Source organism: Stenotrophomonas sp. TWI1409 (genome assembly GCF_039673015.1).
GTDB classification, from domain to species: Bacteria; Pseudomonadota; Gammaproteobacteria; order Xanthomonadales; family Xanthomonadaceae; genus Stenotrophomonas; species Stenotrophomonas maltophilia_A.
Genome location: NZ_JBDJKU010000008.1, coordinates 32,734 through 58,024, shown reverse-complemented (window position 1 = coordinate 58,024; position 25,291 = coordinate 32,734). Strand labels below are relative to the sequence as shown.

The following is a 25,291-nucleotide window of genomic DNA, read 5'->3' as shown; positions in this document are numbered from 1 at the left end:
GCGGCCGGTCACCTGAAGGGACCGGCCGCGCGACTGTCTGCCGTTGTGTTCCAGGGGAGTCATCGTGTCCTTGCATCGCCGTGCCGTTCTTCCGTTGCTGCTTGCCGCCGCCACCGCACTGTCCTCGCCGCAGCCGGCGCAGGCACAGAGCGCGTACTTCTTCCCGCAGGTCACCGACGCAGCGGCGTTCGATGCAGCGGTGCCCACGCCGGAGCAGTTCCTCGGCTACCCGATCGGCAGCCGTTACACCCGGCACGATCAGCTGGTGGCGTACTTCCAGGAACTTGCGAAACGCTCGGACAAGATCAGCGTGCGCGAGATCGGCCGCAGCTATGAAGGTCGCCCGCTGCTGATCGCCACCGTCACTGCTGCAGGCAACCACGCGCGGCTGGAACAGATCCGCCAGCAGCACGCGACCCTGGCCGATCCGGCGCAGCCGCGCAGCGCCGCCGGTGACAGCCCGGTGGTGGTGTGGCTGGGCTACAGCGTGCATGGCAACGAGACCTCCAGTGCCGAAGCGGCGATGCTGACGGCGTACTACCTGGTGGCCAACCGCAGTGCCGAAACCCAGCAGTGGCTGCAGCAGGCGGTGGTGCTGTTCGACCCGGCACAGAATCCGGATGGCCGTGATCGTGCCGCCAACTGGCACAACGCCTGGGCCTCCGATCCGGCTTCGGCCGACCCGGCCGACAAGGAACACGTCGAGCCGTTCCCGCAGGGCCGCACCAACCACTACTTCACCGATCTCAACCGCGACTGGCTGGCCCTGACCCAGCAGGACTCGCGGCCGAAGGTGGAGGTGTTCCACCAGTGGTACCCGAACGTGCAGATCGATTTCCACGAGATGGGAAAGGACAGCACCTACTACTTCGAACCGTCGCCGAAGAGCATGCACAGCCCGCTGATTCCAGCGGCGTCGTATGAATTCAACAAGACCCTGGCCAAGTACCACGCGCAGGCGCTGGATGCGCTGGGCTCGCTGTACTACACCGGCGAGAACTTCGACAACTTCTCGCCGGTGTACGGCTCGACCTATCCTGATTTCCACGGTGCCGTCGGCGTTACCGTCGAGCAGGCCAGCTCGCGGGGCCGCGTGCAGGAGTCGATGAATGGTCTGCTGACGTTCCCGTTCACCATCCGCAACCAGGTGGCTACCGGGCTGGGCACGGTGCGCGGCGCGGTAGCCGAGCGCAGCGGCCTGTTCGACCTGCAGAAGCAGTTCTTCCGGAGCGCGTTGAAGCAGGCCGCACAGCAGCCGGTGAAGAGCTTCGTGTTCGGCGATGCGCATGATCCGGCACTGACCCGCCGGCTGCTGGAACTGTTGCTGCTGCATCGCATCGAGGTGCGCGCGCTGGATCGTGACGTCAGTGTCGATGGCCAGCGCTTCGATGCCGGCAGCGCCTACGTGGTGCCGGTGCAGCAGGCGCAGTTCCGCCTGGTGCATTCGATCTTTGCCGAGACGCCGCCGATCAAGGGCGATGTGTTCTACGGCAGCACCAGCTACGCGATCGCACCGGCCTACGGCGTGGCCTTCGCCGGTAGCCGCAGCCGTATCGATGGTGGCCCAAGGGTGACCGCGCTGCCGGCCGAGCCGGGCGTGGTGCTGGGCGGCCAGGCTGGATTCGCCTACGCGATTGACTGGCGCGACTACAACGCGGGGCGCGCGCTGGCCGCGCTGCAGGGCGAGGGCGTGAATGCACGCGCGGCATTCCAGCCGTTCACCACCGCGACCGCGCAGGGCGAGGTCAGCTTCGCCGCCGGCAGCCTGGTCATTCCGGTCACTGGGCAGTCGCTGCAGGGTGCGGCGCTGCTTGAGGCAGTGACATCCGCCGCACGCGAGGCAGGTGTGCAGGTGCACGCGCTGTCCAGTGGCCGCAGCCGCGAAGGCATCGACCTCGGCAGTGACGGCGTCAAGGCGCTGCGCAAGCCTGCGGTGGCACTCGTGATGGGCGAGGGCGTGGCCGCCACCGAAATCGGATCGGCGTGGTTCCTGTTGGACCAGCAGCTGCGGTTGCCGGCCAGCAAGCTGGATCCGCAACAGCTGGGCAAAGTGCCGCTGGACCGCTACACCACCATCGTGTTGTCCGGCGGCACCTATACCGGCGTCGATGCCACGGCGGTGGCTGCACTGAAGCGCTGGGTACAGGCCGGTGGCTCGCTGGTGACGTACGGCAGTGCCTCGAAGTGGGCGATCGAACAGAAGCTCGCCGACGGCGAGAAGCTCGGCAAGGAAGAAGATGCAGCTGACGAAAGCCGTCGCGCGTTCGGCGATCAGCGCGACATCGCAGCGATCGAGCGGGTCAGCGGCAACATCCTCAGTGCCGATGTTGATACCAGTCATCCGCTGGCGTTCGGTGTGCCGCGCCGGCAGCTGGCGATCAACAAGGAGAACACGGTAACGCTGCAGCCGAGCACGAACCCGTTCTCGACGGTGGTGCGCATCGACACGCCGCCGCGGGTGAATGGATATCTGTCCGAGCGCAACCGCGCGCGGGTGGCAGGCAGCGCGTGGCTGCTGGTGTCGGCGCAAGGGCAGGGCAACGTGGTGCTGTTTGCCGATGATCCGGCGCATCGCAAGTACTGGCACGGGACGGATCGACTGCTGATCAACGCGGTCTTCTTCGGGAATCTGGTGAATCCGAGTAAAGCGCGGGGTTGAGGCTTTGCGCGCCTTGATTGATGCGTGTGGGGGAGGCCGGGCGGGCCGCGCAGGACACGCCGTAAACCCCGCTCCGCGGTCCGGCCCAGCCGCTGGCGGCTGGGCGTTCGGGCGCTCGCGTAGCAGTGCTTCGCAAGCAAAGCACCCTCACCCCTGGGGGCTCGATGGCGCCTTGCTCGTGTGCGCTGTCCTGCGCACACGGCAAGGCCGGGGTTGGGCGTCCTGCCCAACCCGCCCGAGGCATGCCTCGGGCCCATGGCGCCAACGGTCCTGCACAGCCCGCCCGGCCTCCCCTCGACAGTTTCCTACGGGCGCGGACGCATCGAACCCCAAGGCGGGAGCAAGGGCGAAAGCAAAAGCAGAACCAGGAATTGCGACTTCGGCTTTTGCCTTTGAATTTGAATTTGAATTTGATCTTTCTTCTCCCGGCTACCCGGCGGGAGAAGAAGGCGCAGGCAATGCTTGAAGCGGATGGGCATGGGGGCAGCGCAGAACCGTTGGCGCCATGGATGGCGCCATCGAGCTTACATGGACGTATTTACAGCGTGTTCTGCGCTGCCCCCATGCCCATTCGCCCTTGGTACTGCCACCGCGTGCTTTATCACCCGGTAGCCCGCAACAAAAAAAAGGACGGCGCGTCAGCGCCGTCCCTCGATAGCCCCCCGCGCAGCGGGAAGCACCCTCCATGTCAGCTGGGATCAGCCGGCGCGACCGCCGCCGTTGCCACCCTGGCCGCGGCCACGGCCGCCACCATTGCCGCCACCGCCACGACGCTGGCCCTGACCGGCGCCTGCACGCTGCTGGCCATTGCCACCGCCCTCGCGACGGCCACCACCGGCCTTCTTCGGGCCCGCATGCGCATGGCGCGGCGCATCGCCGTGCGGACGGCGTGCGTGGCTCTTGCGCGGTGCGCGCTCGCCGGTATCGTGCTCGGCCTTGCCCGGCGCACTGTTGCCCCAGCGGATCGGCGTCTGCAGCTCGAAGCCCGGCACATCGCGGATGTCCATGTCGCGGCCCAGCAGGCGCACGATCGCGCGCAGCAGCTTCACTTCATCCTGCGCCACCAGCGAGATCGCCTGGCCGGTTGCGCCGTTGCGGCCGGTGCGGCCGATGCGGTGCACATAATCTTCGGCCACCATCGGCAGGTCGAAGTTGATCACCTTCGGCAGCTCGTTGATGTCGATGCCGCGCGCGGCGATATCGGTGGCCACCAGCACGGTCACGCGGCCGGCCTTGAAGTCGCCCAGCGCACGCAGGCGCTGGCCCTGGCTCTTGTTGCCATGGATCGCCGCGGTCTTGATGCCCGACTTTTCCAGGAACGTGGCCAGCTTGTCGCTGCCGTGCTTGGTGCGGGCGAACACCAGGGTCTGCTCGCGGCTGTCCTGCGCCAGCAGGTGCAGCAGCAGGTCACGCTTGCGGCCGGCATCGACCGGGTGCACGCGATGGGTGATGGTTTCGGCGACGGTGTTCTTCGGCGTGACCTGGATCTGCTCCGGGTTGCGCATGAACTCCAGCGCCAGCTGGCGGATGTTGTCCTCGAAGGTGGCCGAGAACAGCAGGGTCTGGCGGTTCTGCTTCGGCAGCTTGGCCAGGATGCGCTTGATCGACGGCAGGAAGCCCATGTCGAGCATGCGGTCGGCTTCGTCCAGCACCAGCAGTTCAATGCCGGACAGGTCGATGCTGCGACGCTCGAGGTGGTCGATCAGGCGGCCCGGGCAGGCCACCAGCAGGTCCACGCCACGGCGCAGGATGTCCAGCTGGTTGCCCATGCCGACGCCGCCGTAGATGCAGGCGCTGGGGATGCGCAGGTACTTGCTGTAACCGCGCAGGCTGTCATGCACCTGGGTGGCCAGCTCGCGGGTCGGGGCCAGGATCAGCGCGCGCGGCTTGCGCGGGCCGCTGCGCACTTCCTGCGAGGCGGTGCCCAGGTGCTGCAGCAGCGGCAGGCCAAAGGCAGCGGTCTTGCCGGTACCGGTCTGTGCACCGGCCAGCAGGTCGCGGCCGGCCAGCGCCAGCGGGATCGCCTGCTGCTGGATCGGGGTCGGGTTTTCGTAGCCCTGCTCGGCAAGCGCACGCAGCAGGAAGGGCGCCAGACCCAGCGATTCAAAAGACATTGAGATTGCTCCAAGTACAAGAAACGCCTGTCCGACTGGACAGACGGGGGCAGATCAAACTGATCGGCTGACTCGGAGCGTTCCCGTGAACCGCGCTGCGAGAATTGGGTGCAGCCGGCACGAAGCGCAGGCTGGAATGCGTGACGAACGGCGTCGGAGTGGGGGCGGGCGAAGAGGGCGGACCCTGGTCGCCGGCGGTCCCGGAGGGAAACGGACGGCCGCTGCAGACCCTGCAAGTCTAAACGATGTTTGAGACTTCACGCAAAAAGGCCTGTTCAGGTAGGGGGGCTCTCTGCAGGGCTGCGCCCTGCACCCGCAGAGGCTGAAGCAACGTCAAAGGCAGGGTTCCTGTGGGTAGGCGGGGTGGGTCCGGTGGCAGGGGACGCTGCAAGTACGTCCATGTAAGCTCGGTCGCCGCATCCATGCGGCTCACGCCCCTGCCACCGGACCCACCCCGCCTTCGACAGTTTTTCGCGATCTGCGGTAGATCCATGCCATGCGTGGATGCTCCTCGTTCAATTGACGAAATATTCGATCTTGATGGGGATTCATCCACGCATGGCGTGGATCTACTGGCCACCGGCCAACTGTCGAAGGCGGGGTACTGTGGGTTTGCGGGGGTGTGAGCGGCATGGGCCCGAGGCATGTCTCGGGCGGGTTGGGCCGGACGCCCAACCCCGGTCTTGCCGTGTGCGCAGGACAGCGCACACGAGCAAGCCGCGACCAAGCCCCCATGGACGGGTTAACGGCGTCCCCGCAAACCCACAGTGCCCCGCCATCCCACGGAATGCCCGCTGTTGCTGTTGCTTCGGCTGTTGCCCTGGCTTGAAGCAGGTGCAGGGCGCAGCCCTGCCGAACCCCCCACTACGGTAGGGTGGGCCGATGCCGCGCTGCAGCTTGGCGCCGCCGCAGATTTGATTACACTTGAAACTTGTTTGCCCACGACTCCGGACACCCACCCATGAAGCTTGGTTCTTTGAAGGAAGGCGGCCGCGACGGCACCCTGATCGTCGTCTCGCGTGACCTGCGCCACGGCGTACGCGCCACCGGCATTGCCGCCACCCTGCAGCAGGCCCTGGAGGACTGGAGCCACATCGCGCCGCGCCTGAACGCCCTGTACGAATCGCTCAACGCGGGCGACGCCGATGGCGTGTTCGACCTGGACCCGCAGGCGCTGGCCGCGCCGATGCCGCGTGCCTATGAGTTCGTCGATGGCAGCGCCTACCTGCCACATGTCGAGCGCGTGCGCCGCGCCCGTGGCGCCGAGGTGCCGGAGAGCTTCTACACCGACCCGCTGATGTACCAGGCGACCAGCGCCGGTTTCTACGGTCCGCGCGACGCGGTGAAGGTGGTCAGCGAGGACTACGGCATCGACCTGGAAGCAGAGATCGTGGTGATCACCGACGACGTGCCGATGGCGGCTACCCCGGAACAGGCCGCAGGCCATATCCAGCTGGTCGGCCTGGTCAACGATGTCTCGCTGCGCAACCTGATTCCGGGCGAGCTGGCCAAGGGCTTCGGCTTCCTGCAGTCCAAGCCGCGCTCGGCGCTGTCGCCGGTGTTCGTCACCCCCGATGAGCTGGGCGCCGCGTGGCAGGACAGCAAGGTGCACCTGCCGCTGCTGACCCACATCAACGGCCAGTGGTTCGGCGCGCCGGAAGCCGGCGTGGACATGCAGTTCAACTTCGCCCAGCTGGTCGCGCATGCGGCCAAGACCCGCCCGCTGGGCGCCGGCACCATCGTCGGCTCCGGCACCATCGCCAACGAGGACACCAGCAAGGGCGCCTCGTGCTTCGCCGAGCAGCGCGTGGTGGAGACCCTGCGCGACGGCAAGCCGAGTACGCCGTTCATGTCGTTCGGCGACGTGGTCCGCATCGAGATGCTCGATGCCGCCGGCAACAGCATCTTCGGTGCGATCGAGCAGCGCATCGAACAGGCGACCAGGCCCTGAGCAGGGAGGCGGCGATGGAGATCCCGGTCGACGACGGCATCGTGCTGTACACCTACTGGCGATCCAGCGCCGCCTACCGCGTGCGCATCGGCCTGGAGCTGAAGGGCCTGGCCTGGGAAGCCCGGCCGGTGCACCTGGTGCGCGACGGTGGCGAGCAGCACCTTGACGCCTATCGCGCGCTCAATCCGCAGCAGCTGGTGCCAACCCTGTTGCATGAAGGGCATGCGCTGACCCAGTCGCTGGCGATCCTGGAGTATCTGGAAGAACGCTTCCCGCAGGTACCGCTGCTACCGGCCGATGCCGCCGGCCGTGCGCGGGTGCGCGCGCTGGCCCAGCTGGTGGCCTGCGACATCCACCCGATCAACAACCTGCGGGTGATGCAGTACCTGGAGCGCAGCCTGCAGGTGCCGGCCGATGTCCGCACGCAGTGGACCCTGCACTGGATCGCCGAAGGCTTCGCTGCCATGGAGGCAATGTTGGCCAACAGCAGCGCGACGGGCACCTTCTGCCACGGTGACCGTCCCGGCCTGGCCGATATCTGTCTGCTGCCGCAGCTGTACAACGCGCATCGCTTCGGCCTGGACCTGGCGCCGTACCCGACCCTGCGCCGTATCGAAGCTGCCTGCCAGGCACTGGACGCCTTCGACCGCGCACGCCCGGAAAACCAGCCCGACGCAGGCTGATCGTCGGTCCCTGCCTGTCCTGCCCGCGCATCCCTCTCGATACCGGGGAGGATACAGCGGCAAACCCGCGCGTAGGTAGAATCGCCATTCCGGCGCGTCGCACACCGCCGGTATAACCGGCGACTGGCAAGGAAAATCAATGAATAGGCTGTTGGCGGTGCTGCCCGCGCTCGTGCAGAGCTGGGGGTTGGGAATGCTGCTGGTCGGCGCACTGGCGGCCTTCACCGTTGGCGTTGGACTGGGTGGCTACGGCGTGCTGGCGGGCTATGTGGCGGTCGTGGTCATGGCAGCCCTGGCTTACAGATCGCGTGTACCGCTGGGCCACGACCGCTGGAACATCCTGATACCGATCCTTGCCTGCTGTGCCACGGGTGTGTGGGGATTCGCGTTCAGCTCGAGCCAGCCGAGTGATTTCGGCGTCTACTACCGCTGTGGTGTCGCCGCAACATCGTCGATGGTGCAGTGGCTGGATAAATGTCAGTCCGCGTACCTTGCCGACAACAGCACCTACTGGCTGCGTTCGTACTTCTATTCCACGCTTGTTGGGCGCATCTTCGGCGAGGGCTACGTGTGGTTCAAGGTCAGCAACATCGGCCTGCACTGCGCGACGCTTTTACTGTGGTACTTCGGCGTCAGGCGAAATCATGGCGGCAGAGCGGCGGCGCTTGCCACGCTCTTGCTCGCACTGTATCCAGAGTATTGGTTCACGACGACCCTGATAACCACGGACAATGCCGCGGTCCTGGCCATCGCCGCATTCCTCCTGCTCATTCCCGGGCTCGAGGGCCGGTGGCCCGTCGCCCTGTTCTCGGCGGTGGCCATTGCCGCCATCGCGTTCCTGGGAAACCAGCTGAGATCGATCGGCACGATCTTCGTCGTTGCATTGCTGCTATGGGCTCTGTGCAGAAGTATTGCGCAGCGACGGTTGGCCTTGGTGACATTGCCGATGGCGTCGATCATCTGCTTGTTCGCGATGACTGCTGCTTTCAACAAGGTAAATCCGACAGGCTTGCCCGATCTGGTCGAGCCGCTGCGCGCGCTTTCCTCCATCGACTTCAGTTCTGACCAGAACTTTGCGGTGAACTACAGGTGGGCAGAGCACTTCTGGACCGCGACGCCAGAATCAGCCCGGTTCGCCAACATGGCCTACAAGGTGTCCACGGAGTTTTCGTCGGGTTTCTGGGATTGGCCCGGTTATCTGTTCAGAAAATCACAGGTTGTTTTTGCAGGTTCCGGCTACTACGGCCTGTCTGCCTTCAACTATCCACCTGGCAACCCGGATTCTCTGAACAATGGCGTGCTCAGTGATATCCCGTTCGATTCCACCCTGTTTCCGTGGCTGGGTCTGGTCGTGTTCGCAGGTCTGAGCTTGTCCGTGGTGGGGGTATTGAAGACGAAGCATGAGGGTCTTTCGCTGGCCTGCCTCATCTTCGTGGGTGCATTCGCACTGATGGTAATCGGTGCGGGTGAGTCTCAGGCCAGGTACAGCGTAGTGATTGCGCCGGCGTTGTCGCTGCTCGCTGCGATGTCTGTGTTCGCCCGTGACAATGCGGATGGCCCCAGGGGCAACGGTCGTCGTTATCTGGTGGGCGGAGTAGGGATCGTTGTCGTCTATCTGCTGGTTACCCTGGTGTCCGCCGTTCTGCCCTCGGCGGCAGACGTCATGAAGGGTGTCAGGCTTCTGCCGGTGGGAGCCAGCGCAACGGGTGCGTGCCAGCGCTCCGATGCCGTCCTGTCGCTGGATGAAAAGCGCGCACGGATCGATTTCAAGGACGGAAGCGCCTGCGCCGTGCTTTCCATTCCTGTCAGATCGGACTCCACGTCGGTTGGATTCTATGTCAGCGGATCGACGTTCCCTTTCAAGTTCGAAGAACGTCCGGAGTCGCCGGTCTCATACACGCTGTACTCCAATGGTGTGGGTATTGCTTCGGGAAGCATGGGGCGGCAGACTGTTCGATGGGTCGAAGCATCCCTTGCCAGCCCGCACGAAGGAGTGGTGTACCTTCGATTGGACAGAACGGCGGAGGCCGGGGCGGACTACGTCGAGGTGACGCTGATCCGGCCATCTGTCCAGTAGATTCCACCGAAGACCACAGTGGGAGAGGCTTCGCTACGGAGATGTCCGGCTACAGGTGCCCTGCATTCCCATCCTCAGCGACTTCATGTATCCGCTGCAGATCATCGCGGAACAGCCGATAGGCATCCTCGCGGCGCGCATCGTCGGTCTGCCGCAATACCCATGCCGGGTGCACCGTGGCATAGCCGCGGGTGCCGTCCTCGAGGGTGTGCCAGCGTCCGCGGTCGCGTGAGAGGTCGAACCCACGACCAAACACCGAGGCTGCCGCTGTCGCGCCGAGGCACACGATCACCTGGGGCCGCACGCGCGCGATCTCACCCATCAGCCAAGGGCGGCAGGCCTGGATGTGCCGGCTTTCCGGTCGCTTGTGCAGTCGCACCTTGCCACGCCGTTCATGATGGAAGTGCTTCACGGCGTTGGTGAGGTACAGCCCCGCGCGATCGATTCCCAATTCGGTCAGCGCACGGTCCAGTAGCTGACCGGCAGGACCCATGAACGGCTGTCCGCGCAGATCCTCGGTGTCGCCAGGTTGTTCCCCGATCAGCATCATGCGGGCGTCTGCAGGCCCCTGCCCGAACACGGTCTGCGTGGTCTGCTCCCACAGCGGGCACTGGCGGCAGGTGCTGGCCTGTTCGCGTAGATTCTCCAGACTGCTGGCATCCGCTGCTGGCATCGCAACACCTGCACGCAGGGGGATCCTGCGCTGGGGTGCCTGCGCGGGCCGGTCATGCATTTCCTGCACGCGATCGCCCGCATCGCGCACCAGGCGCGGCAGCAGCTGCGCCTCGGGCAGGTGGCGCCAGTACCTGGCCGGCATCTCCTGCATCATCATCCGGGTGTTGAGCCGGGCCGGATTGAAGATGCTGGCGTAATAGGTCTGCCACAGGGCCTCGCGCGCATCCTCGGCCGGGGCATCCTCGCGCCGTGCGCCGGGGCCGAAGGCAAGCGCCTGCCCATCCCATGCGACGCTGCGCGAAGGCGTGAGGATCGCCCAGCGCATGCCGGTGAAGCGGCGCGCGAAGAAGGGCGCGACCCGGTCGACAATGTGGTGCTGTGGCTCAAACCAGGCGATGAACGCATCAGGCTGGCCAGGCACCTCGTGGAAGCGCACGAATGCCTTCATCTTGTGCGTGTCACGGCGGACGGCCTGGGCGAGCGCCGTTGCGCGCAGGACATCGGCGTCGGCGGGGTTGCTCAGCACCGAACGCTCGCCATGGACGATGCGCCACAGCAGGCGATACAGCAAGGCCAGTCGCTGGGGGTCGTGATGGCACAGGCAGGTGGCCGCCAGTTCCAGGAAATCGCGGGGCACGTTGGGTGCACTGGCATCGGCCAGCATCGGCGCCCGCTGCACGGCCGGCGCATCCAGCAAGGACGTTTCGCTCCCTTCCAGCCAGTCCAGCTGAGGCGGGGCCACGCCTCGCAGCAACGCTTCGCGCGCAGCATCGCGCCAGGCCTGCAGCGACCACTGCGGGTCCACCCGCAGCGACCAGCGCTGCGCGTCAGGCGGCGGGCGGTGCATCAAACAGCGATCCCTGACGAGGCGGTGGGGCCAACTGCGCGCGCAGCGCCGCCGGATCGTCCAGCGATTTGCGTGGATGGTGGTCAGCCAGCTGCACAAACGGAAGCAGTTTGCTCATCGGTGCCTTCAGGCGTGCTACATCGGCAACCCGCAGGCGACCGTGGCGGCGTGCCATCAGCACCCGTTTCACGTTGCGCACGCCCAGCCCGGGTACGCGAAGCAGCATTTCCTTCGGCGCACGGTTGAGATCCACAGGAAAGCGCTCGGGGTGACGGATCGCCCAAGCCATTTTCGGGTCGATATCCAGGTCGAGCATGCCGTCCTGGGTGGTATCGGTAATCTCATCCACGCCGTAACCGTAGAAGCGCAGCAACCAGTCGGCCTGGTAGAGGCGATGTTCGCGCTGCAGCGGAGGCGGTTGCAGTGGCAGCTGCCGGCTGGCGTCCGGAATCGGGCTGAACGCGGAGTAGTACACCCGGCGCATGCGGTAGTTGCCGTACAGCGCATCGGCGCTGGCCAGGATCTGTTGGTCGTTGGCCCCGTCCGCGCCGACGATCATCTGCGTGCTCTGCCCGGCGGGTGCGAAACGGGGAGGGCGTGGACTGCGGCTGGCCCTCGGTGCCATCGCTGTGGGGGCTTTGCGCGCCTCCTTGGCTTCCTCGATGCGCCAGCGTAGTTCGCCCATCGCGCCGCGTATCGAATGCACCGTCTTCTCCGGCGCCAAGGCGCTCAGGCCGGCTTCGGTCGGCAGTTCCACGTTGATGGACAGGCGGTCGGCATAGCGCCCGGCACTGGCCAGCAGCTCCGGCGAGGCCTCGGGAATGGTCTTGAGGTGGATGTAGCCGGCGTAGCGGTGTTCTTCGCGCAGCTGCCGGGCCACTTCCACCATCTGTTCCATGGTGTAGTCCGCATTGCGGATGATGCCGCTGGACAGGAACAGGCCCTCGATGTAGTTGCGCTTGTAGAAGTCCAGGGTGAGTGTGACCACCTCGTCCACGCTGAAACGTGCGCGGGGCACGTTGCTGGAGACCCGGTTCACGCAGTAGGCGCAGTCGTAGATGCAGAAGTTGGTCAGCAGGATTTTCAGCAATGAAACGCAGCGGCCGTCCGGCGTATAGCTGTGGCAGATGCCCATGCCCTCGGTGCTGCCGATGCCGCCACTGGCGCGTGAATCGCGCTTGCCTGAGCCGCTGGAGGCGCAGGAGGCGTCGTATTTGGCGGCATCGGCCAGAATGGCCAGCTTGCGGATGGTTTCCATTGAGGAAACCTACGGATGAGGGGTCTCATTGGATGAGACCGCCCCTGAATTCTTCAGGAAAAGGGGACGGAGGGGATTAAGTCGTAAATGCACTTACGACTTAATCCCCTCCGTCCCCTTTTTCGTGCGGTCAGAACCCGTGAGTGATGCTTGGCTGCCCGGCCGAGAAATCCGCATACGGGTCGTGCTCGCCGCTGCTGCCTTCGGACAGGCGGAACTTCAGGGCCAGGCCATCGCGCGAGTCGGCCGCGCGCAGCGCTTCCTCCTGCTCGATGATGCCGGCCTTGGCCAGACGGAACAGGCACTGGTCGAAACTCTCCATGCCTTCCTCCAGCGAGCCTTCCATCGCCGCCTTGATCTCGTGCACCTGGCCGCGACGCAGCAGGTCACGGATCATCGGCGTGTTGATCAGCACCTCGGTGGCCGGCAGGCGACGGCCCTCCTTGTTCTTCACCAGGCGCTGGCTGATCACCGCACGCAGGTTCAGCGCCAGGTTCATCAGCACGTTCTTGTGCGCGCTTTCCGGGAAGAAGTTGAGGATGCGCTCGATGGTCTGGTCGGCGTTGTTGGAGTGCAGGGTGGCCAGGCACAGGTGGCCGGTTTCGGCGAAGGCGATCGCCGCCTCCATCGTTTCCGCATCCAGGATCTCGCCGATCAGGATCACGTCCGGCGCTTCACGCATCGCGTTCTTCAGCGCGTTGTGGAAGGCATGGGTGTCCAGCCCGACCTCGCGCTGGTTGACGATCGACATCTTGTGCTTGTGCAGGTACTCGATCGGGTCCTCGATGGTGAGGATGTGACCGGTGGTGGTGCTGTTGCGGTGGTCGATCATCGACGCCAGCGAGGTGGACTTGCCGGAACCGGTGGACCCCACCACCAGCACCAGCCCGCGCGGGGTCATGATGACGTCCTTCAGCACCTGCGGCAGGTTCAGCTCCTCGATGCTCGGGATGCGGCTGCGGATGGCGCGGATGACCATGCCCACTTCGCCGCGCTGCTTGAACACGTTGACGCGGAAGCGCCCGGCATCGGGCAGGGCGATGGCCATGTTGAGCTCCAGCTCGCGCTCGAACTGCGGCACCTGGCCTTCGTCCATCAGCGAGTAGGCGATCTTCTTGACCATGCCCGGCGGCAGGCCGGTGTTGCCCAGCGGATAAAGCTTCCCCTCGATCTTGATGTAGACCGGTGCTCCGGTGGTCAGGAACATGTCCGAAGCGTTCTTTTCGGTCATCAGCTTCAGGAAGTAGCCGATATCCATTGCGAATTTTCCCCAACGAAACGGCCGACGCCCGTTGCCAGCACGGTGTCGGCTTGACGACAATGGCCGTGAACCGACAACCGGTACGGCCTCCCCAATGAAACGACTTAGCTTCGCACGAATGCGCCATGGCCTGTATGTGATGGCGTTTGCATTCGCACTGTCTGCCCCCGCCTGGGCGCAGGACGGCGCACTGGAACTGGCCCAGGCCCGGCAGGCGGTCGACAAGGCCACCCAGGCCGACGCCGACCAGTACGCCCCGGACCTGATCGGGCTGGCCCGGCAGGGGCTGGAACAGGCCCAGCGTGCTGCCGGCGACCGCCGCGAGCGCAAGAACGCCCCGGCGATCGCCCTGCGCGCCGCTGCCGATGCCGACCTGGCCCGCGCCCGCAGCGAGGAAGCCACCGTCACCGCGCAGCTGCAACTGCGCCGCAACGAGGTCAACCAGCTGCAACGCCAGCTGTCGACCGGGGAGGACCGCCGGTGAAGCCGATGACTGCCGCAACCCTGGCTGCGCTGCTGGCGCTGCCGACCCTGGCCTTGGCCGCCGACAACCCGATGGTGGCGCAGCTGAGCCAGCGTCTGATGGCCATCCAGGCCAATCCCGACACGGCTGAGCTGGGCGCCTTCGAGCGCATGCAGGCCCAGCAGGCCATCGCCACCCTGGACAAGGCCAAGCGCCGCGACCAGGAGCTGGCCACCTACCTGGCCGAGCGCCGGGTGGAGATCGCCGAGACTGCCGTGCGTGCCGCACTGGCCGCGCGCGAGGTCGACCGCCTGGAGCGCACCCGCAGCGACCTGCTGATCGAGGCCAGCCGCCGCGATGCCGCCCGCGCCCGCCAGGAAGCCGAGCAGCTGAGAATGCAGGCGCAGATGCAGGCCGAGGAGGCGGAGCGCCTGCGCCAGGCCGCCGAGGCCGAAACCCTGGCCCGCCAGGACGCCGAGAACGCCCTGACCAGCGTCGCCGGCAAGCAGCAGCAGCGCCTCAGCGCCGCCCAGCAGAACGCCGCCAAGCTGGCCCGCGAGGAAGCCGAGCTGGTATCCGGGCAGAAGTTGCCGGGCTCGAAGTTCGATGGCCGTGGCGAAGTCTTCACCTTCAATGGTGACGCATTTGCCGCTGGCGCCTCCAGCCTGTCCGGTGGGGCCCGCAACCAGGCCAAGGCGCTGGCCGAGTACCTGAACATCGGCAAGAAGGGCCGCCTGCGCATCGAGGCCTATGACAGCGCCAACGGGGTCGGTCAGAAGCGCGCCGAAGCGCTGCGCGACGCCCTGGTCGCGGGCGGTGTCGCCAGCAACCGGATCCAGCTCAGTGGCAAGAAGGCCGCGTCCACCCGGGCACGCTCGGCCGAGGTCATCATCGCCCCGTAATTGCTTGATATTGTTTGTTTTTCGTTGCGATGAGCATTCAGCCTGAACCCCGCCCCGGCGGGGTTCGGTCTTTTTGCCGCAGGGGTCTTGTACCCCGCCTTGAGCAGGCGTAGGGTCAATCGTCCGGGACGCAATGCCGCGGACCGGACGATGGGAGGGCCGGGCCGATGCAAACAGGGCGCGAACCGCAGCAGATCGACGTGCGCAGGCCAGTGCCGCAGGTCGTTGCAGGCGTCCAGGTGGCCATCGACCGGCGCTCCTCCATGAACAACGCCCCGTGCCTTGCGGCCGGGGCGTTCGTGTATCTGTCGAAGGAGGTCCATCATGTTTGAAGATCAGCCCCAGAGCGAGATCGACGCCCGTCGCGCGCGTGATCCGGAGTTCAGGGCACTCCATGACCAGCACCGTAAGTTGAACAAGAAGTGCATGGACGCGGAGTTGGGTGTACTCCCGATCGATGATGTCACCCTGGGTCGCATGAAGCGCGAGAAGCTGCTGGCCAAGCAACGACTTCTGCGAATGTACGAAACACCGCTCCCAATGACGTCCCCCACGCTTTGACGCACCCCGTCACGCCCGGAACGGCGTGACCCGGCCATCGATGGCCCCGTCGGGCGCTCCTGCCCCGGCATCGCGGCACCGCCGATGAGGCGGCCGCGCCAAGGCACCACAGGCCGTGGTGCCTTGGCCTGCAGGCACAGCTCACCGATGCGGGCGGTACCGGTCTCCTCGTCGATCCGGGGCCGTCCGCATCTCTTTTTACGGTGGACGGGCTGCGGCCCTGCCGACCTGACTTTCATCGCCATCCGTCGGATAATCATCGGTCCGGCCCTGTGCGGCGCGAACCGAAAGTCCTCCGAATGCCCATCCATTCTTCCGTCCTCGAACTCATCGGCCAGACCCCGATCGTCAAGGCCCAGCGCCTGGACACCGGCGTCTGCGAGCTCTACCTGAAGCTGGAGAGCGCCAACCCGGGCGGATCGATCAAGGATCGCATCGGCCTGTCGATGATCGAGGCGGCGGAAAAGCGCGGCGACCTGAAGCCCGGTGCCACCCTGGTTGAGGGCACGGCTGGCAACACCGGCCTGGGCCTGGCGCTGGTGGCCCAGCAGAAGGGCTATAAGCTCATTCTGGTCGTTCCCGACAAGATGAGCCGGGAAAAGATCTTCAATCTGAAGGCGATGGGCGCCGAAGTGCGCCTGACGCGCTCGGACGTGGCCAAGGGCCATCCGGAGTACTACCAGGACCTGGCCAAGACCATCGCCGAGCAGACCCCGGGCGCCTACTTCATCAACCAGTTCGGCAACCCGGACAACCCCGCCGCGCATGAATTCGGTACCGGCCCGGAAATCCTCGAACAGATGGGCGGCGACCTCGATGCCATCGTGTTCGGCTGCGGCAGCTCCGGCACCATGACCGGCCTGTCGCGTGCCTTCGCCAAGCTGTCGCCGAAGACCGAGCTGGTGCTGGCCGATCCGGTCGGTTCGATCCTGGCCGAGTACATCAACGACGGCAATCTGAACGACAAGTCGGGCAGCTGGCTGGTGGAAGGCATCGGCGAGGACTTCCTGCCGTCGATCTCCGATTTCAGCCGCGTCAAGAAGGCTTATGCCATCAGCGATGCCGAGAGCTTCCACACCGCGCGCGAACTGCTGGGCAAGGAAGGCATCCTGGGTGGTTCGTCCACCGGCACCCTGCTGGCCGCCGGCCTGAAGTACTGCAAGGAGCAGACCACGCCGAAGAAGGTGCTGGTGCTGGTGCCGGATACCGGCAACAAGTACCTGTCGAAGATGTACAACGACTACTGGATGCTGGACAACGGTTTCCTGCAGCGCCCGCAGCACGGCGACCTGCGCGACCTGATCCTGCGCCCGTATGGCCAGCGCGACACCGTGGTGATCGGTCCGAACGACCTGCTGACCACCGCCTACCAGCGCATGAAGCTGTACGACGTGTCGCAGCTGCCGGTGATGGACGGCGAGCAGCTGGTCGGCATCGTCGACGAAAGCGACGTGCTGCTGCACGTGTATGGCGATGAGGCACGCTTCCGCGACACCGTCGCCACCGCGATGGTCAGCAAGCTGGACCGGCTGGACGTGAAGTCGCCGATCGAGGCGCTGCTGCCGGTGTTCGACCGCGGCCAGGTGGCGATCGTGATGGACGGCGACACTTTCCTGGGCCTGATCACCCGTATCGACCTGCTGAACTATCTGCGCCGTCGCGTGCAGTAAGCCGCTGATCGCCGACGTTCACTGCTGAATCCTGGTTTATCCGCGTCAAAGGTCGTTAAGGCCGCGCTGGTAGACTTCCGCACCTTCGATGGCGCCGTGCGTCGGCGCCCCTCAGGAAAGAACATGTCCAACGCAACTTCCCAGGATCGCGCCCTGGCCCTGGCTACCCTGGCCATCCACGGTGGCCAGTCGCCCGACCCCAGCACCGGCGCGGTGATGCCGCCGATCTACGCCACCTCGACCTATGCACAGTCCAGCCCGGGCGAGCACCAGGGCTTCGAGTACTCGCGCACCCACAACCCGACCCGCTTCGCCTATGAGCGTTGCGTGGCGTCGCTGGAAGGGGGCACCCGCGGCTTTGCCTTCGCCTCGGGCATGGCGGCCAGCTCGACCGTGATCGAGCTGCTGGACGCCGGCAGCCATGTGGTGGCAATGGACGACATCTACGGCGGCAGCTTCCGCCTGTTCGAGCGCGTGCGTCGCCGCACTGCCGGGCTGGACTTCAGCTTCGTCGACCTGACCGATCTGGCGGCGTTTGAAGCCTCCATCACGTCGAAGACGAAGATGGTGTGGATCGAGACCCCGACCAACCCGATGCTGAAGATCGTCGACATCGCCGCGGTCGCCGCCATCGCCAAGCGCCATGGCCTGATCGTGGTGGTCGACAACACCTTCGCCTCGCCGATGCTGCAGCGTCCGCTGGAACTGGGTGCGGACCTGGTCCTGCATTCGGCCACCAAGTACCTCAACGGCCATTCGGACATGGTGGGCGGCATGGTCGTGGTCGGCGACAACGCTGAACTGGCCGAGCAGATGGCCTTCCTGCAGAACTCGGTGGGTGGCGTGCAGGGCCCGTTCGACAGCTTCCTGGCCCTGCGTGGCCTGAAGACCCTGCCGCTGCGCATGAAGGCGCACTGCGCCAATGCGCTCGCCCTGGCGCAGTGGCTGGAGAAGCACCCGGCCGTGGAAAAGGTGATCTACCCGGGCCTGCCGTCGCACCCGCAGCATGAGCTGGCCGGCAAGCAGATGGCCGGTTACGGCGGCATCGTTTCGATCGTGCTCAAGGGCGGGTTCGAGGCGGCCAAGCGCTTCTGCGAGAAGACCGAACTGTTCACCCTGGCCGAGTCGCTGGGCGGCGTGGAAAGCCTGGTCAACCACCCGGCGGTGATGACGCATGCCTCGATCCCGGTCGCGCGGCGGGAGCAGCTGGGGATCAGTGATGCGCTGGTAAGGCTGAGCGTGGGTGTTGAGGATCTGGGGGATCTGCAGGTGGATCTGGAAAGGGCGCTGCAGTGACCCATGCGCCCGCCACGTCGGAGCGTTCATTGGCCACCCGCGCAAGCTTGGCCTGGGAAATGGCCAAGCGGGATGTATTCGCACGTTACAAAGGCTCGGTGATCGGTCTTGCCTGGTCGTTTTTCTATCCAGTGCTCATGCTGGGCGTGTACACGTTCGTGTTCGGCGTCATTTTCCGCTCGCGCTGGACAGGCACGCACAGTGACGCGCCGTTGACTTCGGAGTTCGCGCTGATCCTGTTCTCGGGACTGGTGGTCTATGGCTTCTTTTCCGAATGCCTGAACAAGGCGCCGGGCCTGATCACGGCCAATGGGCAGTTCGTGAAGAAGGTGGTGTTCCCGTTGGAAGTACTGCCCGTGTCGACCGCGTTGTCCGCGCTGTTCCACATGCTGGTCAGCCTGTTGGTGCTGCTGATCGCCATGCTCCTGCTGAAGGGCAGCGTCCCGGTCACTGCCATCGCCTTCCCGGTCGTGATGATGCCATTGCTGCTGGCGACCCTTGGCTGCACCTGGCTGTTCTCCGCGTTGGGTGTCTATCTGCGCGACCTGGGGCAGATCATGCCGCTGGTCACGACGATGCTGCTGTTCCTGTCGCCGGTGTTCTATCCGATTACCGCGGTTCCTGCCTCCTTCCGTCATATCGTCGAGCTGAATCCCATCACAGGCGTCATGGATGGGGTGCGCGATACGCTGATATTCGGGCACTGGCCGGACATGGGGCTTCTGCTGTGGCAGTACCTTGTGGGTCTGCTGATCATGCTGTTTGGGCTGTCTGTGTTCCAGTACGTGCGTAGGGGTTTTGCCGATGTCATCTGACGCGCTGATCAGGGTGGAGGGCTTGGGCAAGCGATATGACATGTTTGCCAAGCCGGTTGACCGGCTGATGCAGTTGATGTCGGATCCGGTGCGTCGCGGCCTAGGCATGGCACCTGCCAAGCACAGCAAGGAAGTCTGGGCATTGCGTGGTGTCAGCTTCGAGGTTCCGCCCGGTGAAGCGCTGGGTGTGATGGGGCGCAACGGCTCGGGCAAGAGCACGATGCTGCAGATGCTGTGCGGCACGCTGACCCCGACCGAGGGGCACGTCCAAGTGCGTGGCCGGATCGCAGCGCTGCTGGAGCTGGGGGCTGGCTTCAACCCGGAGTTCACGGGCCGGGAGAACGTATTCCTCAATGGTCGCCTTCTCGGGCTGGAAACCGCGGAGATCGAGAGCCGCTTCGACGACATCTGTGCGTTTGCCGACATCGGTGCGTACATTGATGAGCCGACCAAGACCTATTCCAGCGGTATGTTTGTCCGCTTGGCGTTTTCGGTGGCGACGTCCGTGGATGCGGACATCCTCGTGGTTGATGAAGCCCTCGCTGTGGGTGATGCGCGCTTCCAGGCGCGCTGCATGAAGCGTATCCGGGCCATCCAGGACGATGGCGCCTCTGTTCTTTTCGTCAGCCATGACGTGGCGGCCGTGCGCACGCTGTGCCAGCGGGCTCTCTGGCTGGAGCGCGGCGGGATGAAAGAGCTGGGGCCGGTGCTGCAGGTCAGCTCCCGGTACATGGAGTCCATCTTCCAGGATGATCCCGAGGCGCTGCATCCAGCGGTGGGCGTCGATGCGCACGATGAAGAGGGAAGCAGTGCAGGCGGCGACGCTGGCGTGCAGGACACGGCAGCTCCCGACGTACCGACGGTTCACAAGGAAAAGCCCCTGGCGCACTGGGGGCAGCAGATCGGCCTGATCCGCGCCGTGACCCTGGCCGCGGGTGATCAACGCGACTGCGAACTGCTCGAATGGGGCCAGCGCTGCCGCATCGGGATCCGGGTCCTGTTGCCTCCTGATTACGCGCCGGAGTCGTTCCGGGTCGCGTTCTCCATCAAGGATCTGAGAGGACATGACATCGTCGTATCCAGTACCGACGACAGCAGCAGCACGCCGCCGGCGCATTGGTCAGCGGGTGCCGAGGTGGAGATCGAGTTTGCCTTCGAGAACGGATTGGTTGAAGGTAAGTACTTCCTTGTCGCTGCAGTCGAGAAGCGCACGGGGCCGGTTGTGGAGTACTACGAGTACATCGAAGGCGTGCGGTACTTCTCGGTGATCAGCCCGGTTCGTCACTTCGGCATTTACCAACCCAAAATCGAGCATGTGTTCAAGGAGTTGCTCCGTGTCTGATGACGTAATCAATTCCAAGAATTACTGGAACGGTCGTTTCGGTGAGGATTGGGAAGATCTCGGTGGACGCGAACAGTCACGCTTCTTTGGCGCGCTTGCCGTGCAGATGCTTCCCGCCTGGCTGGTGCGTGCCAGTAGCCAGCGCCGCCTGACTTGGTGCGACTGGGGCTGCGCACTGGGAGACGGTACCCAGGAAGTAGCGCAGAGCATTCCCGGCGCGATGTTCACCGGGGTCGACTTCTCTGCCGTTGCGATTGCCGACGCACAGCAGCGCTTCCCAGGCTTGAGTTTCATCAGCGACGATTGGCTTGCATCCACCGCACAGGCGGATGCGCCCGCCTTCGACGTGGTCTTCAGCTCCAACACGCTGGAACACTTCCACGAACCGTGGAAGGTACTCGGCACGGTTGCTGCGCGCGCCCGGCACTGCATCGTCCTGATGCTGCCCTATCGCGAGCGGCATCGCATTGAAGAGCACCATGCCTCCTTCATGCCGGAGAACATTCCGCAGCAGATCGACGGCAAGGTGCTGGTGCATGCCAGTGCCCGCGATACGCGGAATGATCACCCTTGCTTCTGGCCGGGCGAGCAGGTGCTGCTGGTCTGGGCCGACCCCACCTGGCTGGGTGAGCAGTCACTGACCCTGCAGGATCTGCAGCTGGGTACAGAACCCCCCAGCCCGTTGCGTCCGCTTCTCGCTTCGGCAACGCAGCTTGCGCTGCAGCTCAATGGCGACCTGGGCACGTTGCGCAGCCACGTGCCCGCTGCACCGGAGCAGGTGCAGGCACTGGATCAGCTGCGTGTGGATCTGGACAAGTGGCTGCTGGTGCGCGACCTGACTGCACAGTCCACCGGGCCAGCGTGGAGCCACGAGCAGATGGCACGCGAAGCGCGCGATGCGCGGATCCTGGAGTCTGCGCTGCAGGCGCTGCAGCCCCTGCTGGTCGGCAGCACCTTGCTGGATCGTCTCAACGATGCACATGCTGACCTGGTGCAGGTGAGGAATGTACTGCAGGAGGATCGGAACATTCGAGCCGGCCTGTTGGCTGATACCGAGGCGCTACTCGCACAGGCATCGGCGGCGCGTGTCGAGGCCGATCAGAGCGTGGGTGCGACGCTCCGACTGGGAGCGGAGATCGTCAATCTGGTGGGGGCCCCGGCAGGTGCGAAGCTGGACGCGCTTGCAGGCACGGATGACGAACAGCCGGCCGACGTGCAATTGCAGCGACTGCGGTTGCGCCTGCTGGCCATGGACCAGGAACTGGATGCACTCCACCGGAGCACGTCCTGGCGTATCACCCGGCCGATGCGTGTCATCCGGCGTTTTCTCTCCAGCCCCATGCAGGAGCTTCGAAACATCGGCAAGCATGCCCCGCGCTCGGTGCAGGCAGCCACGCGCTTCGGTATCCGGACGCTGCGCAACGGACGCCTGGATCCGTCGGATCGCGCGCGGCTGGCGCAGATCATCTCGCCTTCTCCGAAGGTGACCGTGGGCGATCCGCTTGGCTTCGTCGATTACTCCCACCTGCCGACCCTCGCTGCCGCCGACGCCAACTCCACTGACGTGTTTGTCTGGGCTGTGATTGACTGGAACTTCCGCGTCCAGCGTCCCCAGCATCTGGCAATGGCGCTGGCTGCCAAGGGGCACCGGGTCTTTTACATATCCAACAATTTCGTCGACGCCTCCGAAGCGGGTTTCAAAGTCGAGCCGTTGGATGACAGCGGTCGCCTGTTCCAGGTGAATCTCAACCTGGACACTGCGCCGCAGATCTATCACGCAATGCCTGGCAATGAGCAGGTGGCTGCGATCCAGTCCAGTCTGTCTGCGTTGCTGGGATGGACCCGGTCGGTTCGCTGCATGTCGTTCGTGCAGCACCCATACTGGCTGCAGCCGGCGCAGTGCCTTCCTAACGCGAAGCTTGTCTATGACTGCATGGACCACCATGGCGGTTTCGAAGACAACGCTGCCAGCATCATGGAGGGCGAGCGCCAGCTGATTGAGCGGGCGGACCTGCTGGTCGTTACTTCCCAGTGGTTGCACGACGAGCTCAGCCCGCGCGCGCGCAACATCGTGATGGTGCGCAATGCCACCGAGTACGCTCATTTCTGCACTCCGCCGGCCAAGGTCTTCGCCGATGCGAAGGGCCGACGGATCATTGGCTACTACGGTGCCATTGCAGAGTGGTTTGATGCAGAGCTGTTGCGCCGGGTTGCCCTGGACAACCCGGATGCGCTTGTCCTGATGATCGGTCGTGACACGGCCAACGTTGCCGCCAGCCTGCAGGGTATCGACAACGTGCGTTTCGTCGGCGAGGTGCCGTATGCCGAACTGCCGTACTGGCTCCATGCATTCGACGTCTGCCTCCTGCCTTTCAAGGTCATTCCCCTGACCCTGGCGACCAACCCGGTCAAGGTGTACGAGTATCTCAGTGCGGGCAAGGCGGTCGTTTCAGTGGATCTGCCGGAGCTGGCCCAGTTTGAAGGGCTGGTGCGCCTGGCAGGTGACCACGAGGGATACCTGGAGCAGGTCCGCCTCGCACTGGCGGAAGCCGATGATGACAGCCTGCTGGCGTCGCGCCAGGCATTCGCGGCCCGGCAGACCTGGCTGCACCGTGCCGAGGCCCTGGATGATGCGCTCTCCTCGATCAGCGAACCGCTGATCAGCATCGTCGTGCTGACCTACAACAACCTGGACTACACCAAGCAGTGCCTGCACAGCCTGGAGGTCAACACGGACTATGAGAACGTCGAGATCATTGTCGTTGACAACGCCTCCAGCGATGACAGTCCCGCGTACCTGGCGGAGTGGGAGCAGGGCGCGGCCAACCGGCGCTTCATCGCCAATCAGAGCAACCTTGGTTTCTCGGCAGGCAACAACGTAGGCCTGGATGTTGCCCGGGGCGACTACCTGGTCGTGCTGAACAACGACACCTATGTGACGCCGGGCTGGCTGCGTACCCTGCGTAACCAGCTCCGCCGTCGCGCGGATGCGGGTCTCGTGGGGCCGGTGACCAACAACATCGGCAACGAAGCCAAGATCCAGATCAGCTACGAATCAATGGAACAGATGGTGGAGCTGGCGGGCCGGTACACTCGGGCAAATGCCGGGCGGAGTTTCGAGATCGCGACCAGTGCCTTCTTCTGCGTGATGATTTCGCGGCAGGCCTACACCATGGTTGGCGGCCTGGATGAGCAGTTCGGCGTGGGCTTCTTCGAGGACGACGACTACTGCCGTCGGCTGGAGCAGGCAGGGCTGGTGCGGTTGTGCGCGGAGGACGTGTTCGTGCACCACCATCTTTCCGCCAGTTTCAACAAGCTCAAGGCCGAGGCCAAACAGGCTCTGTTTGAGAAGAACAAGGCGTTGTACGAGGCGAAGTGGGGCAAGTGGTCGCCCCACGGCTATCGGTCGTAACCGGCGTTTCCCGCATCGTTGCGGATAACGGAAAAGGGGCTGCGCATGGCGCAGCCCCTTTTTTTTTCTGCACTTCAGCCGTTGCTGATGGCGTCGGCGATGCGTTGGGCGGCGGTGCCGTCGCCGTAGGGATTGTGACTGCGCGAGAACTGCTGGTAGGCCGTTGGATCATCGATCAGGCGACTTGCCTCGGCCACGATGCGCGCCGCATCGGTACCGACCAGGACTACGGTCCCGGCTTCGACGGCTTCCGGGCGTTCGGTCACATCCCGCATCACCAGCACCGGCTTGCCCAGCGACGGGGCTTCCTCCTGGACACCGCCTGAGTCGGTAATCAGCAGATAGGCCTGGGACATGAGGTACACGAAGGGCAGATAGTCCTGCGGTTCGATCAGGGTGATCGCCGGATGATTGCCGAGGAATCGGTTGACCGGCTCCTGGACATTCGGATTCAGGTGAACCGGGTAGACGATCTGTGTATCGCCGCGGTCTGCAAGGCTGCGAAGTGCCTGGCAGATCTGCTCGAATCCATCACCGAAATTTTCCCGACGGTGGCCGGTGACCAGGATCAGTTTCCTGGAAGGATCCAGGAACGGGAAACGTGCCGCGAGGCTTTCGCGCAGGGCGTCGTCGTGCTCGATGCGGTTCGTCACCTGCAGGAGTGCATCGATGACGGTATTGCCGGTGACCAGGATCCGCCCATCGTCGATGTTCTCGCGACGCAGATTGTCGCGGGCACGCTGGGTGGGTGCAAAGTGCATGGACGTCAACGGAGCGGTCAGGCAGCGATTGGCTTCTTCAGGCCACGGTGCGTAGAGGTCGCCCGTGCGCAGCCCCGCCTCGACATGGCCTACGGGAACCCGGTTGTAGAACGCTGCCAATGCGGAAGCCAGCGTCGTGCTGGTATCGCCATGGACCAGGACCAGATCGGGCTTGCGCCGCGCGATGACGTCGCACATGCCCATCAGAATCTTGCTGAACAGGCCTTGCAGGGTCTGGCCCGGCTCCATCACATCCAGGTCTTCGTCGGGCCGGATCTCGAAAAGCTCGAGCACCTGGTCCAGCATCTGCCTGTGCTGGGCAGTGACCGCAACGATAGGCTCGATGCCGGGCGCATTGCGCAGGGCCTCTACGACCGGGGCCATCTTGATAGCCTCCGGACGCGTACCGAAAACGACCAGTACCTTCTTGCGCGCGTCATTCATCGGTTCTTCTCGCTTTACGGAGCTCATCGCCATCCCAGAAGTTCTTCGATCATGGAATTATCCCAGAACACGCGGGCCTTGTTGGCCCTCGCCGCTGCCG

The 25,291-nt window shown here is 64.8% G+C and carries 17 protein-coding genes; 12 read left to right on the top strand and 5 right to left on the bottom strand.

What is annotated here, in order from left to right:
- The first annotated feature begins 64 nt into the window (after positions 1-64).
- A complete protein-coding gene (locus ABE423_RS04635) occupies positions 65-2,659 on the top strand; it encodes a M14 family zinc carboxypeptidase (protein ID WP_346485154.1) in 2,595 nt (864 codons plus the stop codon).
- Between the two features lie 698 nt (positions 2,660-3,357).
- Here ABE423_RS04635 and ABE423_RS04630 read toward each other — a convergent pair.
- Positions 3,358-4,773, bottom strand: a complete 1,416-nt coding sequence (locus tag ABE423_RS04630) for a DEAD/DEAH box helicase (protein ID WP_049461652.1) — start codon at positions 4,771-4,773, stop codon at positions 3,358-3,360.
- Between the two features lie 961 nt (positions 4,774-5,734).
- Between ABE423_RS04630 and ABE423_RS04625 the strand changes: the two genes are divergently transcribed.
- The 3 genes from ABE423_RS04625 (at position 5,735) to ABE423_RS04615 (ending at position 9,484) form a co-directional block, all read left to right on the top strand.
- Complete coding sequence (locus ABE423_RS04625) at positions 5,735-6,724, top strand: fumarylacetoacetate hydrolase family protein (protein WP_134951928.1); 990 nt, start codon at positions 5,735-5,737, stop codon at positions 6,722-6,724.
- A gap of 14 nt (positions 6,725-6,738) precedes the next feature.
- On the top strand, positions 6,739-7,407 hold the full coding sequence (gene maiA / locus ABE423_RS04620) for a maleylacetoacetate isomerase (protein WP_346485151.1): 669 nt from the start codon (positions 6,739-6,741) through the stop codon (positions 7,405-7,407).
- Between the two features lie 139 nt (positions 7,408-7,546).
- Positions 7,547-9,484, top strand: coding sequence for a hypothetical protein (locus tag ABE423_RS04615; protein WP_317218016.1), 1,938 nt, complete (start codon positions 7,547-7,549; stop codon positions 9,482-9,484).
- A gap of 49 nt (positions 9,485-9,533) precedes the next feature.
- On the opposite strand, the gene ABE423_RS04610 is transcribed toward ABE423_RS04615, so the two are convergent.
- From ABE423_RS04610 to ABE423_RS04600, 3 genes are all read right to left on the bottom strand, one after another.
- The gene (locus tag ABE423_RS04610; RefSeq protein WP_346485149.1) at positions 9,534-11,006 is read right to left on the bottom strand and encodes a UdgX family uracil-DNA binding protein; all 1,473 of its coding nucleotides are present in this window, start codon (positions 11,004-11,006) and stop codon (positions 9,534-9,536) included.
- On the bottom strand, positions 10,987-12,264 hold the full coding sequence (locus ABE423_RS04605) for a putative DNA modification/repair radical SAM protein (protein ID WP_346485147.1): 1,278 nt from the start codon (positions 12,262-12,264) through the stop codon (positions 10,987-10,989). The genes ABE423_RS04610 and ABE423_RS04605 overlap by 20 nt, the downstream gene beginning before the upstream one ends.
- Positions 12,265-12,394: 130 nt before the next feature.
- Entirely contained in the window at positions 12,395-13,522 is a 1,128-nt protein-coding gene (locus tag ABE423_RS04600) for a PilT/PilU family type 4a pilus ATPase (protein ID WP_032127971.1), read from the bottom strand.
- A 121-nt stretch (positions 13,523-13,643) separates the two neighbouring features.
- On the opposite strand from ABE423_RS04600, the gene ABE423_RS04595 reads away from it, so the two are divergent.
- The 8 genes from ABE423_RS04595 (at position 13,644) to ABE423_RS04560 (ending at position 23,986) form a co-directional block, all read left to right on the top strand.
- Positions 13,644-14,009, top strand: coding sequence for a DUF4398 domain-containing protein (locus ABE423_RS04595; protein ID WP_049398394.1), 366 nt, complete (start codon positions 13,644-13,646; stop codon positions 14,007-14,009).
- Positions 14,006-14,890: a hypothetical protein gene (locus ABE423_RS04590; RefSeq protein ID WP_253143397.1), complete on the top strand. Its 885-nt coding sequence runs from the start codon at positions 14,006-14,008 to the stop codon at positions 14,888-14,890. Before ABE423_RS04595 ends, ABE423_RS04590 begins: the two co-directional genes overlap by 4 nt.
- A 324-nt stretch (positions 14,891-15,214) precedes the next feature.
- Positions 15,215-15,451 (top strand): YdcH family protein, encoded by a 237-nt coding sequence (locus ABE423_RS04585; RefSeq protein ID WP_004154075.1) that lies wholly within the window; start codon positions 15,215-15,217, stop codon positions 15,449-15,451.
- A 299-nt stretch (positions 15,452-15,750) separates the two neighbouring features.
- A complete protein-coding gene (locus ABE423_RS04580) occupies positions 15,751-17,121 on the top strand; it encodes a pyridoxal-phosphate dependent enzyme (protein WP_032127973.1) in 1,371 nt (456 codons plus the stop codon).
- A 123-nt stretch (positions 17,122-17,244) separates the two neighbouring features.
- Complete coding sequence (locus tag ABE423_RS04575) at positions 17,245-18,417, top strand: cystathionine gamma-synthase (RefSeq protein WP_346485144.1); 1,173 nt, start codon at positions 17,245-17,247, stop codon at positions 18,415-18,417.
- Positions 18,414-19,232, top strand: a complete 819-nt coding sequence (locus tag ABE423_RS04570) for an ABC transporter permease (protein ID WP_317218011.1) — start codon at positions 18,414-18,416, stop codon at positions 19,230-19,232. The genes ABE423_RS04575 and ABE423_RS04570 overlap by 4 nt, the downstream gene beginning before the upstream one ends.
- The gene (locus ABE423_RS04565) at positions 19,222-20,574 is read left to right on the top strand and encodes an ABC transporter ATP-binding protein (protein ID WP_121504821.1); all 1,353 of its coding nucleotides are present in this window, start codon (positions 19,222-19,224) and stop codon (positions 20,572-20,574) included. Before ABE423_RS04570 ends, ABE423_RS04565 begins: the two co-directional genes overlap by 11 nt.
- On the top strand, positions 20,567-23,986 hold the full coding sequence (locus ABE423_RS04560; RefSeq protein ID WP_346485142.1) for a glycosyltransferase: 3,420 nt from the start codon (positions 20,567-20,569) through the stop codon (positions 23,984-23,986). Before ABE423_RS04565 ends, ABE423_RS04560 begins: the two co-directional genes overlap by 8 nt.
- A gap of 74 nt (positions 23,987-24,060) precedes the next feature.
- Here ABE423_RS04560 and wecB read toward each other — a convergent pair whose 3' ends face one another.
- A complete protein-coding gene (gene wecB / locus ABE423_RS04555) occupies positions 24,061-25,191 on the bottom strand; it encodes a UDP-N-acetylglucosamine 2-epimerase (non-hydrolyzing) (RefSeq protein ID WP_346485140.1) in 1,131 nt (376 codons plus the stop codon).
- Positions 25,192-25,291 lie beyond the last annotated feature (100 nt).

Coding starts and splice junctions, on each gene's coding strand:
- ABE423_RS04585 (WP_004154075.1), top strand. CDS start 15,215: ATGTTTGAAGATCAGCCCCAGAGCGAGATCGACGCCCGTCGCGCGCGT.
- ABE423_RS04565 (WP_121504821.1), top strand. CDS start 19,222: ATGTCATCTGACGCGCTGATCAGGGTGGAGGGCTTGGGCAAGCGATAT.
- maiA (WP_346485151.1), top strand. CDS start 6,739: ATGGAGATCCCGGTCGACGACGGCATCGTGCTGTACACCTACTGGCGA.
- ABE423_RS04580 (WP_032127973.1), top strand. CDS start 15,751: ATGCCCATCCATTCTTCCGTCCTCGAACTCATCGGCCAGACCCCGATC.
- wecB (WP_346485140.1), bottom strand. CDS start 25,191: ATGAATGACGCGCGCAAGAAGGTACTGGTCGTTTTCGGTACGCGTCCG.
- ABE423_RS04595 (WP_049398394.1), top strand. CDS start 13,644: ATGCGCCATGGCCTGTATGTGATGGCGTTTGCATTCGCACTGTCTGCC.
- ABE423_RS04625 (WP_134951928.1), top strand. CDS start 5,735: ATGAAGCTTGGTTCTTTGAAGGAAGGCGGCCGCGACGGCACCCTGATC.
- ABE423_RS04615 (WP_317218016.1), top strand. CDS start 7,547: ATGAATAGGCTGTTGGCGGTGCTGCCCGCGCTCGTGCAGAGCTGGGGG.
- ABE423_RS04605 (WP_346485147.1), bottom strand. CDS start 12,264: ATGGAAACCATCCGCAAGCTGGCCATTCTGGCCGATGCCGCCAAATAC.
- ABE423_RS04575 (WP_346485144.1), top strand. CDS start 17,245: ATGTCCAACGCAACTTCCCAGGATCGCGCCCTGGCCCTGGCTACCCTG.
- ABE423_RS04630 (WP_049461652.1), bottom strand. CDS start 4,773: ATGTCTTTTGAATCGCTGGGTCTGGCGCCCTTCCTGCTGCGTGCGCTT.
- ABE423_RS04610 (WP_346485149.1), bottom strand. CDS start 11,006: ATGCACCGCCCGCCGCCTGACGCGCAGCGCTGGTCGCTGCGGGTGGAC.
- ABE423_RS04600 (WP_032127971.1), bottom strand. CDS start 13,522: ATGGATATCGGCTACTTCCTGAAGCTGATGACCGAAAAGAACGCTTCG.